The following is a 17589-nucleotide window of genomic DNA, read 5'->3' on the forward strand; positions in this document are numbered from 1 at the left end:
TGCTATTCCGTTTCAATTATTCCCACCCCGGATTGTTAGGTGCAAGTGCCGGATTCAAGATAATTTCTTGAGTAGGAACCTCATAAAGATAATATCTCTCCTGCCAGCCTTCACCTGCTTTGATAGGGTCCGGTTGTAAATAAATATATCCTTCTGTCATGGCTCCGTCGGCAGGGTCCGGTCCACCGGTCGTTTCATTCAATAAGAACTGGGCACCATGTCTGAACTTATCTTTCGTCATCCACATTCCTTTAAACTGGCGGTTAAGGAACCAGGGCGCCATTCTCCAACGGCGGATATCGTAGAATCCGAAGCCTTCACCCATTAGCTCGACAATACGTTCACGGCGCACTTCCCATAAAACAGGATCTACCAGAACACCTTGTTCATTTCCTTTCGGATAATAGCGTCCACGGTTCGGATCAAAACTATCATCAATATCGGCAACCTTCATATCGGCCACACCGGCGCGTCTACGCAACTTATTAATAGATTCGTCGGCCACTGCCTGAGTGAACTGTCCGGTCTCACACATGGCTTCGGCATAATTCAATAAAACCTCTTCGATCTTAAAGATAGGCTTATCCGATGTGTTCAGAGTGACACCTCCGTTACGGTTCGTTTCCCAGTTGCTCCAATTCTTCCAGAAATAATATCCCGAGCGGCTTCTCACAAAACCTGTAGCTCCGATACCCCCCATAAAGTTTGGTGAAGAAGGTACCAATGAAGCACTCCAGTTCTGTCCGGGAAGGCGTTTCATACCAATACCGGGATTATCACAGGATTCGTTAGGACCCATAATATCGATATATTCACGATCTGCCGGATCATCGGTATAATCCCATGTTCTGGGATCTTCTTTCGTCTTCACCTTTGCTTTCACTTTATACGGTGGCATTACTACGTGATATAAACGCGGATCACGGTCACGGAAAGTAGCATAGGGAGTTTTATCTCCATGATAATTTGCAGAAGTAGCAATCGGCTTGCCATCTTTACACAGATAAAGGTCAACAGTATGCTGATTCATCTCTACATTGTGGCTATCCATATGTTCCAATGCACTAAAATTGGCCATCTTGATGTCTTGAACAAACTCCATATACAAGATGACACCCGGCACTTTGCCCAAATCTTCTGTTGTCCACATCTCTCCATATCCGGCTGCGGGCTGACCGTCTGTTCCGTAATAAAGAGTAGGGTAATCATTCATCAACAGACGGGACACCCGAATACATTCGTCAAAGAACTTCTGAGCTCCGTCTATTCCGTGATATTTGCGCCAAGTGGCTTCACGCAACGCAAATCGTGAGATAGCCGCACGAATACAATCGCGATTAATGGTATTTGCACCATCTTGCTTCTCAAAATCTCCAATATTCGCTTCAGCCCATTTCAAACGGTTCAATACGGAATCGGCCACAATTTCGCGGTCAACACGGGGACCGTAAGCCTCAGGAGAATTTTCGTTAAGGGCCGTATTAACCCAAGGCACCGCCCCAAAACGATTGATAAGCTCCATGTACCAGTATGAATGGAAAAAATACCCTACTGCACGCTAATGGTCCTTTTCGGCATCGGTCATTTCCGACTTATCGATGTTAGCAAGCAAAATATTGGCACGACGGAATGTGCCGGAAAAGCCCCAACCATTGCCCGAAGCTACACTCTGAACTCTTCCGAAAGCATAGTCATTGCCCGACTCATTGGCACGGCTTTCCAAGTATCCGGCATTCATATCACCTGCATAGCAGGAACCTTGTCCGGTTCCGTTAATGGTATTGGCTATATTATTATCCTTGAATATCTCATAACAAGGCCATGCAAACGACTTAAAGTTATCATAAGATCTAAAAGCATTATTTTCTGTCAGACTGGTGACAGGCGCATGCTCCAGAAAGCTGTCATTACATCCGGCCAGTCCGATTCCGGCTAAAATAGCCAATGATAGATATATCTTTTTCATTTTTAATTCTTGATTATGCGTTTATAATGTAAAGTTGATACCAAACGAAACGGTACGGAATGCCGGATAGTTCCAGCTCAGAGTTTCGGGATCGATACCTGAAGGTAATGAAGAGAAAGTTGCCAGATTTTCTACACTGACAAAACCCTTTAACTGATTTAAGCCGATTCGGGATATCCATGTTTTAGGAACGGTATACGACAAAGTAACGTTCTTGATGCGGAAGTAAGCGGCATTAGATAAATATTTATCTGTCTTACGTCCGTAATTGGAGCCGACTGTAGGATTTTGTCCATACATACGCGGATATTTGGCATTCGGATTTACGGCAGTGTAATCTCCATTGGCTGCATCTACCGGCCTCCAATAGTCAGTCAAACCATCAAACAGCGGTTGGTATTTGATATCGTTTACTGAATAAATATACATCGGGAATACCAGGTTATTGGCAATCCATGCATCACGCTGGCCGGTTCCCTGCATCATAATATTCAAGTCGAAACCCTTATAATTAGCACCGAGAGTAATACCATACAGATATTTAGGCAGGCTATTGCCTATTACTTTCTGGTCGCCGGGATTATCTAATGTACCGTCTCCGCTATCAATCTGATTTGTACTTTTGTCATCATCACGGAGATTTTTGAACTTCAAGTCACCAGGACGCGGACTGACACCTTTAATAGAGGCCACTCCATCTTTAAGTTTCCAACTATTAGTATCTACAAAATCATCTACCGTATAGAATCCGTCCACTTCATATCCCCAGATTTCTCCCAGTCTCTGTCCCGGATAAAAATTACTCAGCAGCTTAGAAGCAGCATTGTCGTCGTACTTAGTAATTTCAGAATAGCTATCAGAAAGATTGAATCCGACACGATAGTTGAACTTACCGATACGGTCTCTCCAGTTCACTGCCAGTTCCCAACCACGAGTACGCATATCGGCTGTATTCTGGAAAGGAGAACTTGCACCTACCACAGCAGGAAGCTGCATACCCGGAGCCAACATTCCTTTTGTATCACGCTGATACCAGTCGAACACAACATTCATACGATTACCGAACATATTCAAGTCGAGTCCGATATCCGTAGTGGCCACTTTTTCCCAAGTAAAGCTTGTACTTACCAGATTCGGTAAAGAGTTGATAGCAGTTACATAATCACCTCCAGACAGCCAACCGTTGTATTTATTGCTAACGCTCATAGTTGGGAAGTATGCATAGTTCACTACATTCTGGTTACCGATCACACCGTAAGATGCCCGAATCTTCAGACCGTCAATATAATTGCGCGTAACTTCCATAAACTTTTCCTGAGCTACGTTCCAACCCAAAGATACAGATGGGAAGAAACCAAAACGGGAATCTTTCGGGAACTTGGATGAACCATCGTAACGACCGTTCACTTCCAGCAAATACTTATCCATATAGTTGTAATTGACCCGGAAAAATCCTCCTCGAACAGAGTATTCATTATAACTGTCTGTCGCTTTCAGGTCACCTGTACCCGAACCCAATGCCGGTACTTCAACAACAGCCTGATTATAAGACAATACATTTACACCTTCTGTATACTTGGACTCCTGGTTGAAACCGGCCATTACACTGAAATGATGGTCTTTGTTGAGATCAAACTTGTATGTTCCGTAAATATTGAAAGCATTGTAGTCGGTAAATTGCTTCTCTTTCTGCAAATAATCTTTTGCTGCATTCCAGATGTTATTACCTCCCTGAATATCTGTATACTGAGTTTTTCCGGTATAGAAATTATAATCATACATGTTCTTGTCAAATGTATACTCGAATACTGCCTCAAAACCTTTGAACGGTTTCAGAATAGATTTCACGAAAACACGCGGATTATCATACGACTTTTTCCATTTATTTGCTAACAATACCTGGTTGCGCGGTGTGTTGAAAGGCAAATCCTGAGAAATTGTAGAACAAACATCCGAAGGCATATTACCTTCCGGCTGATAAGAAACCTGATTACTGCCAAACATACTTCCCAAACCGGAATTAGGTTGCGACTGATTGGTACGTGCATAACTCATAGTCAACTCCTGGGTAAACCATTTGGTTATATCAGCAGAAATATAGGAATTGATGTTCAAGCGCTCATAGGTGTCTTTATCGGTGATCAGCACACCGTCCGTCGATACATATCCCGCCGACATACGATAACGCAATTTATCCGTACCACCGGATACAGAAAGATTGTGGTTCATCTGGAAGCTGGTCTCCATAAAATTCTTATAGGGATCATGCTCATTCAAATAATACAAAGCTCCATCCGTATCTGCGAAAATACCGTCACCTACAGTTTTGATAGATGAAGGATCCTGCCTATACTGTGTGAGGTATTCTTTCCACTTTGAAACGCTGGGTGAACCATACGACCAATAAGCATCAGAATATCCCCCGTCCTGATAAGCCTGCAGATAATCCATCAAAGATGCCTGTTTAGGCAGATTGGTTGCAGTAGCAAAACCAAAATTATTATTATAATTCAGACGAAAGGCCGTAGCTTCTTTCGGACGCTTGGTAGTCACTAAGACAACACCGCCGGCTGCACGTGCACCATAAATAGCTGCCGAAGCGGCATCTTTCAATACAGTTACGGTCTCAATATCTTCCGGATTCAACATATCGAGACTCCCCTCTACGTTATCAATCAAGATAAGGGGAGCGACATTGGCACCATAAGATCCGTCGCTATTCTTGATACCCACCGAATAGGCACCACGCAACTGGAATGACTTTCCGCTACCCGGAGCATTTCCACTATTAGAAACCAGCAGTCCCGGAACTGTACCTTGCAATGCATCAGAAGCCGTCATTATGGGACGATCGCCAATAATTTCGTCCATTTTAATAGATGAAACGGCCCCCGTCAGGTTCGCTTTCTTTTGTGAACCGAAACCAACTACCACCACTTCATCCAAAGTACGGGAATCATCCTTCAGTACTACTTTCAGAGGGGCCCCCGCTATGGCTTTCAATTCTTGCGTTACATAACCAATGTAAGAGATAACAATAACAGCACCCGGACTTACCGACAAGGAGAAATCTCCATTTATATCACTGATAGAACCATTTTGAGCATTATTTTTCTCCATAATGGTAGCTCCAATGACCGATTCACCCAAAGTATCCCTGATATTGCCTTTCACAACGATCTTATTACTCTGTTGTGGCGTTGCAACCACTACCGGGGTACTCTTCAGAATAACCTCATTGTCTTTGATAACATAGCTGATACCGCTATCTTTAAACAAAACATTCAGCACTTCCTCTATGGAACCTTCACAATGGATGTCACGGATCTTTGCATTGCTCAAATCGGCCGCCTTGTAGAAGAACGTATATTTACTGTTCTTCTCAATAACTTGAATAGCCTGTTTAATGCTCATTGCTTTTCCCTGCACGGTTATCTGTCCTTGCACGGCAAAAACGGACATAGGATACAGGAGCATAAACATAATTACGCCTGTCAGAAAACGCCTGTTACAGACGCTAAAACATAGTCTCATGTCTTTCATTTTTTGATTATACGATTAATTAGTGATTGATAAAAGCGATTATTTATAAATAATGATTTTCTGTGTTTCTTTTTTAAATTTCAAATTCATATTAATACAAATCTTTTCGATGACTTTAGAGGCAGGGTCATCATAGCGCATATAACCCGTGAACAAGTCATTGCGAGCTACTTTCCTATCGAGTTCTACCGGAATGTGGTAAATATCATGAATAGCTTCTATTAAATCATCCATGCGCATGTCGACAAATTTATAACGCCCTTCATCCCAACTGATATTACCTATGTTCTTTAATATCACTTCATCTTTTTCGGGATGAAAAACAATCTGCTGCAAAGGTTTCATTTCAACTTTTCTCTGTGAAGCCTTCACATTGAAGTCAACCTTTCCACTAAAAAGAGTCACCTCCGTACCATCCTGACAGGTAGACTGCACACGAAAGACCGTTCCTTTGACTTCGACAAATGCCTGATCGATATATACTTTAAAATTATGTCCTTTACGCTTAGTTACTTCAAAAGTAGACACTCCCTCCAGCCATACTTCCCGGTTACTCATAAAATCCTGTGAAAAACGAAGACGGCTCCCAGCCTGCATCCAGACTTTTGAACTGTCGGGAAGTACATACAACCGGCTATTTGAAGAAACAACTTCAGTATACTCAATTATACGCTGTGAAGCTGTATGCCCTTTATCAAAAAAGAAAATACCACCTCCGATAATCAATAAAGCCGTAATACATGCAGCTAGTGCAACCCTCCAATATCTGAGTTGAAGTTTCTGACTACGCTCAACAGGAGCCTGGCATCTGGAGTCAATCTTATCCCAGATCCTTCTTTCAATAGCACCATTTTCCACTATATTTTTTGCCGCATCGAATTGTTTTTTCATTTTCGTCTCCACAACATTCCAATGTGCCAGCTCTTCCATTTCTTCCGAAGAAGACTCACCTGCAATCAATTTGCGGACAAGCCTATCATATTTATTAGAAATCTTCATATTCTTTATATTTCTTTCCAAAAATCCAAGCTATATTTATAAATCTATCCATAAATACACTATTTATAAAATTCCCCCCTATATGTTTTCGGCTTTTTTTCTGTTTTATAAATTGAGTATGCTATATTTGTAATTCAAACGTAACGCTTAATGAACGAAAAAGAAGCAATTATTAAACTAAAGACCTGCAATGATAAAGCCGCCTTTGCATTCCTCTATCGCTCTTATTGGGCTAAGGTTTACAATTTTACGCGACTTTACATCACCTCTGCGGTCGATGTGGAAGAAATCGTTCAAGAAGTTTTTATTAAAATTTGGGAGAATCGGGAAGCTTTGGATGAAGAACAAAATTTTGCCGGATACTTATTTATCACGATGCGCAACCTTGTTTTCAACCGTTCCCGTAAGAATCTGAATGAACCCTTCTACCAACTATCAGTGATAGAAGCTGTCGAAGAATCATACGATATAGAAGAAGAATTGGACGCAGCCAATCTGCGCACACATATCTCAGCACTGATCTCAATGCTGCCTCCCCGGCAGCAGGAAGTGTTTCGTTTAAGCAGGGATGAGGAACTTTCTTATCGCGAAATTGCAGAAAGACTACAAATATCAGAAAGAACAGTGGAACACCACATCTCCGATGCCCTAAAGTTTCTACGAAAAAACATCAAACTCTATTTACTGTTCCTTTCATTATAAATGAAGTAGCGCTGCTCTTCCCCGTTGGGACAGAACAGCGCCGATCATCAGTTTTTTATGAAAAACGAAACTTTCTTTCATAGAGAGGTATTACACTTACATAACAATTCTCTCTTCACAGAGATACTATTAACACTATATATAAACATGATGATTTTCATTAATAAATCAAAAATAAACATTTCTATAAAAATAAGAAATGGAAATCGACTAATAGAACAATTATGCCGATAAAAATGTTCTCTACATTTTTAGTAAACGTTTACTTAGATACCTTACCGGATACCAGACGGACAAGAATCCGACAGCAAAAACGGTAATAAATATCACGATGACATCCCACAAATGTACACTGACCGGATAAGCATCAACTACAAAATTTCCTGCAGCACTACCTCCACCCAATGAAATAATCCCGTACGTCATCTGAACCCAGCACAACAGCAATCCGAGTACAATTCCGATTATGGCTCCATAAAAGGAAATCATACATCCTTCAAAAAGGAAAATACGCGAAACCAACCGATCGTTAGCTCCAAGCTTGCGAAGCGTATCCACATCTTCCTTTTTATCCAGAATAAGCATCGACAACGAACCTATCACATTAAAACAGGCAATCACTAAGATAAAAGTGAGAAACAAATATGAAACCAGTTTCTCTATCTCCATGATACGAAATACATCTTCCTGTTGTTCGTAGCGGTTACGAATAACAAAATCATCTCCCAGTTCTTTCTTAATCTTTGCTTTGACGAAGGAAAGATCAGAGCCGGGTTTTAACTTTAGTTCTATTGCAGACACTTCGGTAGTATAGTCAAGCAAACGTCGGGCAAAATCCAACGAAGTAAGAATATACTGTCCGTCATATTTCTGCTGATTGACCACAAACACAACACCGGGCGAATACAAATAATCCATATTAAAGGAAGCAGCCGGATTCGCCATATTAACCTTTCCGCTCCTTTTAGGAATATATATCTGCAACGGATCAACAAATCTGATTCCAGTCCCCAATGTAGAGACAAGCTCTATTCCCATCACCCCGTAATCAACAATAGAATCATTCAACAAAAACTCACCTGCACCATAAAGGATACTATCTATCGCAGTCAACTGCTCAAAATTATTTTGTACTCCCTTTATGACGGCCATCGTCTGGCGGTCCTTATATCGTACCATCGCATTCTCTTCAAGTGTTTCAGTCAGCACATCTACTTCCGGCATCTGCCGGATAGCTTGAATACGAGGGTCCTGTGCATCAAAAACTTTCCCTTCGGCAATCGTCACTTTCAGTTCCGGATCAAATACAGTAAACAGATCGGCCACTGTATCCTGAAAACCGTTGAATACGGAAAGTGTACACACCATCGCCATCGTAGCCAATGCCACTCCACACACAGAAATAGCAGAAATGATATTGATGGCATTGTGCTTTTTCTTTGAGAAAAGATATCGCCGGGCTATGTAGAAGGGGAGGTTCACTTCAACAAAGCATCTATCTTTTCAATGTAGTCCAACGAATCATCCACGAAAAACTTCAATTCAGGAATGATACGTAACTGATGACGAACACGAGTACCGAGTTCGAAACGAATGGACTTCATATTATTATTGATATTCTTTACCATTTCTTCACTCTTTTCAGAAGGGAAGATACTAAGATATACACGAGCTATACTCATGTCGGGACTGATACGTACAGCGCTTACTGATACCAGTACACCGGGCATAGCTTTAGTCTGCAACAGAAAAATCTCACTGAGTTCTTTCTGTAACAGACGTGATATCTTGTTTTGTCTCGTTGTTTCCATAAATTTTTCTACGTAATTATTTTATCAAACAAGCAATTAGTACTTGTTACAATAGAACACAAAGTTATAGAAATATATCGTTTGATAGGCCAATAATATGTTATTTTTAATTTTCATTATTGAATTATTATTCAAAAAACGATCTTCACGGAAAGCACATAAGCAGACGTTACAAGAAAACATACACTTTTGAAATAAAATGTCGGTCTGAAATAAACCGACTCTACAGAAAAGATTTAAAGCAATTATCAACGAATACAAGAAGATGGACAGCCAGCTATTACAATCACTTATCACAGCCCAAACAACGAAAAGTCATTCTACTTTTTACGAATTATAGTCAACCCGTCACGTAAAGGCAGAATTACTTTTTCTACCCGTTCATCATGTGCCACCAACTCATTGAAAGCCTTGATTCCGATCGTCTGGTGATCATTGCTATGTGGTTCTTCAAGCACATGACCATCCCACAAAGTGTTATCAGCTATGATATAACCTCCTACAGAAAGATGTGCAAGAGTCATTTCATAATATTCAATATACTTACGTTTGTCACCATCCACAAAAGCAAGATCAAACGTAATGCCCAATGCAGGTATTAACCGGAGAGCATCCCCAATATAAAATTTAATTTTATCAGCATAAGCTGAGTTTTCGAGCCAGGGACGGGTAAAGTCTTCTTGTTCATCATTAATCTCGAATGTGTGAAGCATTCCGCCCTCCTCAAGCCCCTCGGCCAGACAAAGAGCGGAATAGCCACTATAAGTCCCTATTTCCAATATTTGGCGAGGCCGTATCATACGAACAAACATCTTCAACATACGTCCCTGCAGATGACCGGAAGCCATACGAGGACGCAGGAGTTTAACATGCGTATCCCGATAAAGAGATTTCAAGTATTCACCTTCCTCATCGATATGCTGCAAGATATATTCGTCTAAAAGATCGGTCTCTTTCATCTCGTCTCTTATAAATAACGGTTGCTATTAGGCAACACACTATCACCGGCATGCTTCAAAGCATCTTCCACGACATTGATTTCGAGGAAAGAAGTCTGCGTTCCGGCTTTACCGCTACTCAGATAACCCACCATATCAGTTGGATGCAAACGTCCTTCTTTCAACAAACGGCGCAGAGCTGCAAAATAGTACTCCTGCCCGTTGGCAAGTTCAGGCATATAAATCGCTTCCACACCATAAGAAAGTGCAAGGTGACGCATAGTCTTCTCCTTATAACAAATTGCAAGTACCGGATATTTACCACGGAAAGCTGCCAAATTGCGTGCAGTACGCCCTTGATAGCTATCTGTAATGATGGCACGTATCTTTAGCTTAGTAGTTGCTTTTACAGCTTGTTTAGCAAGGAAAGCTGTGACATCATTACTGTTTTCGTCCAAAGGAATGCGAATGTCATTCTCCCCCAACTTGTCCTTCTCAGCCTGTGCAGCAATCTTAGTCATCGTTTTCACGGCCTCTACAGGATATTTGCCATAGGCAGTCTCACCACTCAACATCAAAGCGTCTGTACGGTAATAGATTGCATTGGCAATATCGGTTACTTCCGCACGAGTCGGACGTGGATTATTAATCATCGTATGCAACATTTGTGTTGCCACGATTACCGGTTTTTTGGCAAGGATACATTTGCGTATCAACATACGCTGAATTCCCGGAATACGTTCCTGCGGTACTTCAATACCCAAGTCACCACGAGCTACCATTACTCCATCGGCAACTTCCAGGATCTCATCAATGTTATCGACACCTTCCTGATTTTCGATCTTGGCAATAATGCGGATATCACTATTGTGAGCGTCCAGTATTCCACGGATATCAAGCACATCCTGGCGGTTACGCACAAAAGAATGAGCAATGAAATCGATATCTTTCTCTATGGCATAAAGGATGTTATTACGATCTTTCTCGGTTAAAGAGGGGAGATTGATACGAACACCCGGAACGTTTACACTCTTACGGCTCCCCAAAGTTGCCTCGTTCTGGACTTCACAAAGTAAGTATTCGGTTGTTTTATCAATAACTCGCAATTCAAGGTCACCATCATCTATCAAAATAGTCCCCCCTACATTCAGGTCATGCACAAAATTCGGATATGAAACGGCAATGCATTCACGGGTAGTCTCACGATCGGGATCTCCTACGATTTTAACTTTCTCACCGATCTGATAAAGTATGGGGTCCGCATTGGCAGTGGTACGCACTTCCGGTCCCTTGGTATCCATAAGGATGGCAATGCGATTGGACACGGCACGCACATTGGCAATCAACGCCTCAAAACCTTCACGACTGGCGTGGGCTGTGTTCATACGAACCACATTCATCCCTGCATCAAACAACTCTTTTATAAAATCTACATCGCAACGTCTGTCTGAGATGGAAGCTACGATTTTAGTCTGTTTCAGCAACATAATCTATCTACCTATTTATATTTATACCTATTTATCTAATAAAGCTTCGAGTGCCAGACGATATGAGTTCAATCCAAATCCACAAATAACACCTTTACAAGCACAAGCAATCATAGATACATGGCGGAACTGCTCACGGGCATGAACATTGGATATATGAACTTCAATTACAGGAGAGGTTACGGAGCGGATAGCGTCCTGCAAAGCAATGGAAGTGTGTGTATAAGCTCCTGCGTTCAATATGATCCCATCCACATCGAATCCGGTTTGCTGAATAATATCTATGATTTCCCCTTCAACATTCGACTGGAAATATCCCAGTTCCACATCGGGATATTTTTTACGAAGTTCAGCCAAATACTCTTCAAATGTAACGCTTCCATATATAGAAGGTTCACGCTTGCCCAAAAGATTAATATTGGGACCATTAATAATTTGTATCCTCATAACACAATCCTGCTATTTTTAATACCTTTGTCTTCGAGAACAATATTTCAAGGTGCAAAGGTAGAAAAAAGAAATGAAATTAGAGGAAAAAACAAAAAAGAAGGATGAGCAAGGGCTGATTATCAAAAAGTACCAACAGTATCTGAAACTGGAAAAGTCCTTATCCAAAAACACACTGGAGGCTTACTTGACAGACCTGGAGAAGTTACTAAGTTTTCTATCAGCCGAAGGCGTGGAGATACTTGAAGTCAGCCTGACAGATCTTCAACGCTTTGCTGCCGGATTACATGATATTGGTATCCACGCCCGTTCACAGGCACGTATCATTTCAGGTATTAAATCCTTTTTCCACTTTTTGATTATAGCTGATTATATAGAAGCCGATCCCAGCGAATTGCTGGAAGGTCCCAAAATCGGATTTAAACTTCCGGAAGTACTGACCGTAGAAGAAATAGACCGGATTATTTCGACAATAGACCTGAGTAAGAACGAAGGGCAACGAAATCGGGCAATCCTGGAAACGCTTTACAGCTGTGGATTACGGGTTTCCGAGTTAACCGGACTAAAACTATCAGACTTGTACTTTGACGAAGGTTTCATTAAAGTAGAAGGAAAGGGCAGCAAGCAACGATTAGTCCCTATCTCTCCCAAAGCGATCCAGGAAATAAAGCTTTATTTCTTGGATCGAAATCGGATCAATATAAAAAAAGATCATGAAGATTATCTGTTTTTAAGCAGGCGAGGTACCCATTTATCACGAATCATGATCTTTCATCTCATCAAAGAGCTGGCCGATATGGCGGGAATTACCCAAAATATCAGTCCGCACACATTCCGCCACTCCTTTGCGACACACTTACTTGAAGGAGGCGCCAATCTGCGGGCTATCCAATGCATGTTGGGGCATGAGTCTATTTCGACTACCGAAATCTACACCCACATCGACCGCAATATGTTGCGAAGTGAAATCATAGAACATCATCCACGCAACATCAAATACCGACAAGAAAAAAAGCCGTTTCGGTAAACAATAGAGGCTGATTTGGTGTTGTTTAAGAAGGAAAATAGTGCTAAACAACCCGTAAACACGATAGTTTTCATTAAATTATAATAAAATTAAGAGTGTATTTGCCTAAATGTATAAGAATTAATATCTTTGCGTGGCATTTATGGGCAATCCACAGATGCATATTGAATAGACAAAATTTCAATTACAAACATTTAATTTATACCTAAAATGATCAAGAAGTTGTATTTGCCTTTACTTATGGCATTGGTTGTTGCATTGTCATCATGTAGCAACAAAATGGGTGCACTGTCATCTGATTACTTCACTACGACTCCTCAGGTACTGGAAGCTGTAGGTGGTAAAGTTCCTGTGACTATCAACGGAAAGTTCCCTGAAAAGTATTTCAAAAAGAACGCAGTTGTTGAAGTAACTCCGGTTCTGAAATGGGAGGGTGGACAAGTTAAAGGACAGCCTGCCGTATTCCAGGGTGAAAAAGTAGAAGGTAACGACCAGACTATCTCTTACAAGATGGGTGGTAATTACACGATGAAAACTACATTCGACTACGTTCCTGAAATGGCAAAATCTGAACTTTACCTTGAGTTCAACGCAAAAGTCGGAAAGAAAACAATCGCTATCCCTGCTGTAAAAATCGCAGACGGTGTGATCTCTACTTCTGAATTGATTAACAACACTTTGAGCAGTGCTAATCCGGCTTTGGGTGACGACGCTTTCCAACGTATCATCAAAGAAGCACACAACGCTAACATTATGTTCCTTATCCAACAGGCTAACATCCGCTCAAGCGAATTGAAGACTGCTAAGGAATTCAACAAAGAAGTTGCTAATGTAAACGATGCTGAAAACAAGAAGATCAGCAATATCGAAATTTCTGCTTACGCTTCTCCCGATGGTGGTGTGAAGTTGAATACAGGGTTGGCTGAAAACCGTGAAGGTAACACAACCAAACTGATCAACAAAGACCTGAAGAAAGCTAAAATTGAAGTTCCGGTTGATGCTAAATATACTGCACAGGACTGGGAAGGTTTCCAAGAACTGGTTTCTAAATCAAACATTCAGGATAAAGAATTGATCCTTCGCGTTTTGTCTATGTATCAGGATCCTGAACAAAGAGAAACTGAAATTAAGAACATCTCTTCTGTTTACAAAACTTTGGCTGACGAAATTTTGCCGCAGTTGCGTCGTTCTCGTTTGACTTTGAACTATGAAATCATCGGTAAGTCTGACGAAGAAATCGCTAATCTGGCTGCAACAGATCCGAAACAGTTGAACATAGAGGAAATTCTGTACGCTGCTACACTGACTAACGACCCGGCTAAGAAAGCTGACATCTATACTAAAGCTTCTCAGCAGTTCCCGAATGACTATCGTGCATTCAACAACTTGGGTAAACTGGCTTATCAGGCAGGTGATCTGGACAAAGCTCAATCATACGTGAAGAAAGCAGAAAGCATTAAATCTGCACCTGAAGTAAACATGAACTTAGGTCTGATCGCTCTTGCTAAAGGTGACAAAGCTGCTGCTGAATCTTACTTAGGCAAGGCTGCCGGTGCAAAAGAACTGAACGAAACACTGGGTAACCTGTACGTAGCTCAGGGACAATACGAAAGAGCAGTTAACGCATTTGGTGATACTAAAACAAATAGTGCTGCTTTGGCACAGATCCTTGCTAAGGACTACAACAAAGCTAAAAACACATTGGCCGGTATCGCAACTCCGGATGCTTACACAGACTACCTGATGGCTGTTTTGGGTGCAAGAACTAACAACACTTCTATGCTGACAAGCAGCTTGAAGAGTGCTGTAGCTAAAAACCCGGCTCTGGCTAAGAAAGCTGCTACAGATCTTGAGTTCGCTAAATATTATACGAATGCAGATTTCATGAGCATCGTAAAATAAGCGAGACTTCATTGAGCAAAACATAAAAAAGAGAGTTGTCCGTCACACAAATGACGGACAATTCTTTTTTTTTATCCACAAAACCCTTACTTTCGCAAAAAAGAATGAAGAATGAGAAAGATAGGGCTTCTATTTATTACCATATTTTGCTTACTTGCATGCAAAAACAACAGTTCCAGGATCAGTCTGGAAGGCGAGATCAAGGGATTGACTAATGACACACTCTACCTGTATGGGACAGATGCTTTGTACGATCGTATAGATACGATTTATGCAGAGAAAGGCAAATTCAGCTACAACCTCAATATCGATTCTACAGTAATTGACACACTGACTACAGCCGTACTCCTGATAAACGGTCATGTAGAGTATCCTGTTTTTTTGGATAAAGGAAATCAAATTACGATCAAAGGAAATATTGATGATCTCAGCTATCTGGACATAAATGGCAATGAACCAAATACGAGTTTGAGCCTTTTTATGAAAGAACAAAGAGGCTTAGGCAGTGCATCAGACAAAATGATGCAGGAGAAGGCCGAAACATTTATCCGCCAACACAACTCTTCATTGGCAAGTGTTTATCTGCTGGATAAATACTTTGTACAGACTCCGCAACCAGACTATATCAAAATAAAAGAAATAACTGAGGCTATGACAGGTGCACTCCTCGACCGCCCGTATATCGAGAATATCAGCGACTACATCGATCAATTGGAAAAAGTGACTGTCGGGAAATCTGCTCCTTACTTTAGTTTACCCAATGAAAAAGGCGAGAAATTATCACGTTCTGCCGAGAGATTCAGAAATAGATATCTCCTGCTTAATTTCTGGGCTTCATGGTGTGATCCGCAACCTGAAGCCAATGCAGAATTAAAAAGACTGAATAAGGAATATAAGAAAAACAAAAATTTCGCAATGTTGGGAATATCACTCGACATAGATAGAGAAGCATGGGAAACAGCCATTAAGAAGGATACTTTGAGCTGGGATCAAGTATGTGATTTTACAGGACTTAGTTCGGAAACAGCCAAACAATATGCCATACTGACGCTTCCTACTAATATACTGCTCTCTCCCACCGGCAAAATTCTAGCAAGAGATATCCAGGGAGAAGCGCTTACCGATAAGCTGAAAGAATTACTAAAAACGGAAGAGAAAAAACCAGGGAAATCTATCCGCTAAACCGAGTTACTAACCTAAAATCATTGAAAACACGTGCTAATAAAAGTATTCGGAGCGGCTGTACAAGGCATTGAAGCAACCCTCATTACAATAGAAGTCAACAGTTCACGAGGATGCATGTTCTACATGGTAGGTCTTCCTGATTCAGCCGTTAAAGAAAGCCATCAGCGCATTCTGTCTGCCTTACAAGTGACCGGCTACAAAATGCCAACCAGCAATATAGTCATTAATATGGCTCCGGCAGATATTCGCAAAGAGGGTTCATCCTATGATCTCCCCCTGGCCATTGGCATGCTTGCAGCTGGCGAAACAATCTCATGCCAGAAGCTATCACGTTACATGATGATGGGTGAATTAAGTCTTGACGGAACTATCCAACCCATCAAAGGAGCCTTACCTATAGCCATCAAAGCACGCGAAGAGGGATTTGACGGATTAATCGTACCTTCACAAAATGCACGGGAAGCGGCGGTAGTCAATAATCTGTCAGTATATGGAGTAAATAATATACAGGAAGTAATTGAGTTCATCAATGGTAAACGTGAACTGACACCAACCATAGTCAATACCCGTGAAGAATTTTATGCGTGTCAGAGTGATTTTGAATACGATTTTGCAGATGTAAAAGGCCAAGAGAACGTTAAACGGGCACTTGAGGTAGCGGCGGCAGGAGGACACAATTTAATTATGGTAGGAGCCCCCGGAAGTGGTAAATCAATGATGGCCAAAAGATTACCTTCCATACTTCCCCCCTTATCCTTGGGAGAAAGCCTTGAAACAACCAAAATACATTCGGTCGCTGGTAAATTAGGACGCAATTCCTCTCTGATATCTCAGCGGCCTTTCAGGGACCCGCATCACACCATCTCACAAGTAGCGATGGTAGGAGGAGGCAGTTTCCCACAACCGGGAGAGATCAGCCTAGCACATAACGGGGTACTCTTCCTGGATGAACTCCCGGAATTTAATCGTAGCGTGCTCGAAGTATTGCGTCAACCTCTTGAAGACCGGCGTATAACCATTTCACGAGTGAAAAGCACTATTGACTATCCGGCCAGCTTCATGTTGGTAGCCTCCATGAATCCGTGTCCTTGTGGCTACTACAATCACCCGACAAAACCATGTGTCTGCAATCCGGGACAAGTACAAAAATACCTGAATAAAATATCCGGCCCCCTGCTGGACCGAATAGATATCCAAATTGAAATAGTTCCCGTACCATTTGAAAAGATTTCAGACCGGCAACAGGGAGAATCCAGCGCTGCCATTCGCCAAAGGGTAATCAAAGCCCGCCAGAAACAGGAAGAAAGATTTTCCGGCTATCCGGGAACTTATTGTAATGCCCAGATGACCAGCAAGCAACTTTCTTCTTTTGCACAACCTGACACGAAAGGGCTATTACTGCTAAAGAATGCCATGGAACGCCTGAATCTTTCAGCCCGTGCCTATGATCGTATCTTAAAAGTATCCCGCACAATAGCTGATTTAGAAGAAAGCGAACAAATACAACCCAGCCATTTGGCAGAGGCAATCAGTTATCGGAATTTAGATCGGGAAAATTGGGCCGGGTAACGTCAAGAATAAA

At 41.6% G+C, this 17589-nt stretch carries 12 protein-coding genes and 1 pseudogene; 5 read left to right on the plus strand and 8 right to left on the minus strand.

The window, feature by feature from the left end:
- Window positions 1-16 precede the first annotated feature (16 nt).
- From BSHG_RS0220830 to BSHG_RS00800, 3 genes and pseudogenes are all read right to left on the minus strand, one after another.
- Window positions 17-1966, minus strand: a pseudogene (locus BSHG_RS0220830) (RagB/SusD family nutrient uptake outer membrane protein).
- A gap of 21 nt (window positions 1967-1987) precedes the next feature.
- Entirely contained in the window at window positions 1988-5500 is a 3513-nt protein-coding gene (locus tag BSHG_RS00805) for a SusC/RagA family TonB-linked outer membrane protein (RefSeq protein ID WP_008661612.1), read from the minus strand.
- A 48-nt stretch (window positions 5501-5548) separates the two neighbouring features.
- Complete coding sequence (locus BSHG_RS00800) at window positions 5549-6529, minus strand: FecR family protein (protein WP_008661614.1); 981 nt, start codon at window positions 6527-6529, stop codon at window positions 5549-5551.
- Between the two features lie 129 nt (window positions 6530-6658).
- Here BSHG_RS00800 and BSHG_RS00795 point away from each other — a divergent pair, with 129 nt between their 5' ends.
- Window positions 6659-7210: an RNA polymerase sigma-70 factor gene (locus BSHG_RS00795; protein WP_005791946.1), complete on the plus strand. Its 552-nt coding sequence runs from the start codon at window positions 6659-6661 to the stop codon at window positions 7208-7210.
- Window positions 7211-7453: 243 nt separating this feature from the next.
- Here BSHG_RS00795 and BSHG_RS00790 read toward each other — a convergent pair whose 3' ends face one another.
- The 5 genes from BSHG_RS00790 to aroQ all read right to left on the minus strand — a co-directional run bounded on the left by BSHG_RS00790 (window position 7454) and on the right by aroQ (window position 11893).
- A complete protein-coding gene (locus tag BSHG_RS00790; RefSeq protein WP_008661617.1) occupies window positions 7454-8692 on the minus strand; it encodes an FtsX-like permease family protein in 1239 nt (412 codons plus the stop codon).
- Complete coding sequence (gene rbfA, locus BSHG_RS00785; protein WP_005791944.1) at window positions 8689-9021, minus strand: 30S ribosome-binding factor RbfA; 333 nt, start codon at window positions 9019-9021, stop codon at window positions 8689-8691. Before rbfA ends, BSHG_RS00790 begins: the two co-directional genes overlap by 4 nt.
- A 320-nt stretch (window positions 9022-9341) precedes the next feature.
- On the minus strand, window positions 9342-9980 hold the full coding sequence (locus tag BSHG_RS00780) for an O-methyltransferase (RefSeq protein ID WP_005791943.1): 639 nt from the start codon (window positions 9978-9980) through the stop codon (window positions 9342-9344).
- Window positions 9981-9988: 8 nt separating this feature from the next.
- Entirely contained in the window at window positions 9989-11446 is a 1458-nt protein-coding gene (pyk, locus tag BSHG_RS00775) for a pyruvate kinase (protein ID WP_008661620.1), read from the minus strand.
- Window positions 11447-11473: 27 nt separating this feature from the next.
- Window positions 11474-11893, minus strand: a complete 420-nt coding sequence (gene aroQ, locus BSHG_RS00770; RefSeq protein ID WP_005791941.1) for a type II 3-dehydroquinate dehydratase — start codon at window positions 11891-11893, stop codon at window positions 11474-11476.
- A gap of 73 nt (window positions 11894-11966) precedes the next feature.
- Between aroQ and xerD the strand changes: the two genes are divergently transcribed.
- The 4 genes from xerD (at window position 11967) to BSHG_RS00750 (ending at window position 17576) form a co-directional block, all read left to right on the plus strand.
- Window positions 11967-12920, plus strand: a complete 954-nt coding sequence (xerD, locus tag BSHG_RS00765) for a site-specific tyrosine recombinase XerD (protein WP_008661622.1) — start codon at window positions 11967-11969, stop codon at window positions 12918-12920.
- Between the two features lie 210 nt (window positions 12921-13130).
- On the plus strand, window positions 13131-14822 hold the full coding sequence (locus BSHG_RS00760; RefSeq protein ID WP_008661623.1) for a tetratricopeptide repeat protein: 1692 nt from the start codon (window positions 13131-13133) through the stop codon (window positions 14820-14822).
- A 111-nt stretch (window positions 14823-14933) separates the two neighbouring features.
- Window positions 14934-16004, plus strand: coding sequence for a TlpA disulfide reductase family protein (locus BSHG_RS00755; protein ID WP_005791938.1), 1071 nt, complete (start codon window positions 14934-14936; stop codon window positions 16002-16004).
- Between the two features lie 33 nt (window positions 16005-16037).
- Window positions 16038-17576, plus strand: coding sequence for a YifB family Mg chelatase-like AAA ATPase (locus BSHG_RS00750; protein ID WP_008661626.1), 1539 nt, complete (start codon window positions 16038-16040; stop codon window positions 17574-17576).
- Window positions 17577-17589 lie beyond the last annotated feature (13 nt).

The sequence above is a fragment of the Bacteroides sp. 3_2_5 genome (assembly GCF_000159855.2).
GTDB lineage: Bacteria > Bacteroidota > Bacteroidia > Bacteroidales > Bacteroidaceae > Bacteroides > Bacteroides fragilis.

Coding starts and splice junctions, on each gene's coding strand:
- BSHG_RS00755 (WP_005791938.1), top strand. CDS start 14,934: ATGAGAAAGATAGGGCTTCTATTTATTACCATATTTTGCTTACTTGCA.
- BSHG_RS00795 (WP_005791946.1), top strand. CDS start 6,659: ATGAACGAAAAAGAAGCAATTATTAAACTAAAGACCTGCAATGATAAA.
- rbfA (WP_005791944.1), bottom strand. CDS start 9,021: ATGGAAACAACGAGACAAAACAAGATATCACGTCTGTTACAGAAAGAA.
- BSHG_RS00780 (WP_005791943.1), bottom strand. CDS start 9,980: ATGAAAGAGACCGATCTTTTAGACGAATATATCTTGCAGCATATCGAT.
- xerD (WP_008661622.1), top strand. CDS start 11,967: ATGAAATTAGAGGAAAAAACAAAAAAGAAGGATGAGCAAGGGCTGATT.
- pyk (WP_008661620.1), bottom strand. CDS start 11,446: ATGTTGCTGAAACAGACTAAAATCGTAGCTTCCATCTCAGACAGACGT.
- BSHG_RS00805 (WP_008661612.1), bottom strand. CDS start 5,500: ATGAGACTATGTTTTAGCGTCTGTAACAGGCGTTTTCTGACAGGCGTA.
- BSHG_RS00760 (WP_008661623.1), top strand. CDS start 13,131: ATGATCAAGAAGTTGTATTTGCCTTTACTTATGGCATTGGTTGTTGCA.
- aroQ (WP_005791941.1), bottom strand. CDS start 11,893: ATGAGGATACAAATTATTAATGGTCCCAATATTAATCTTTTGGGCAAG.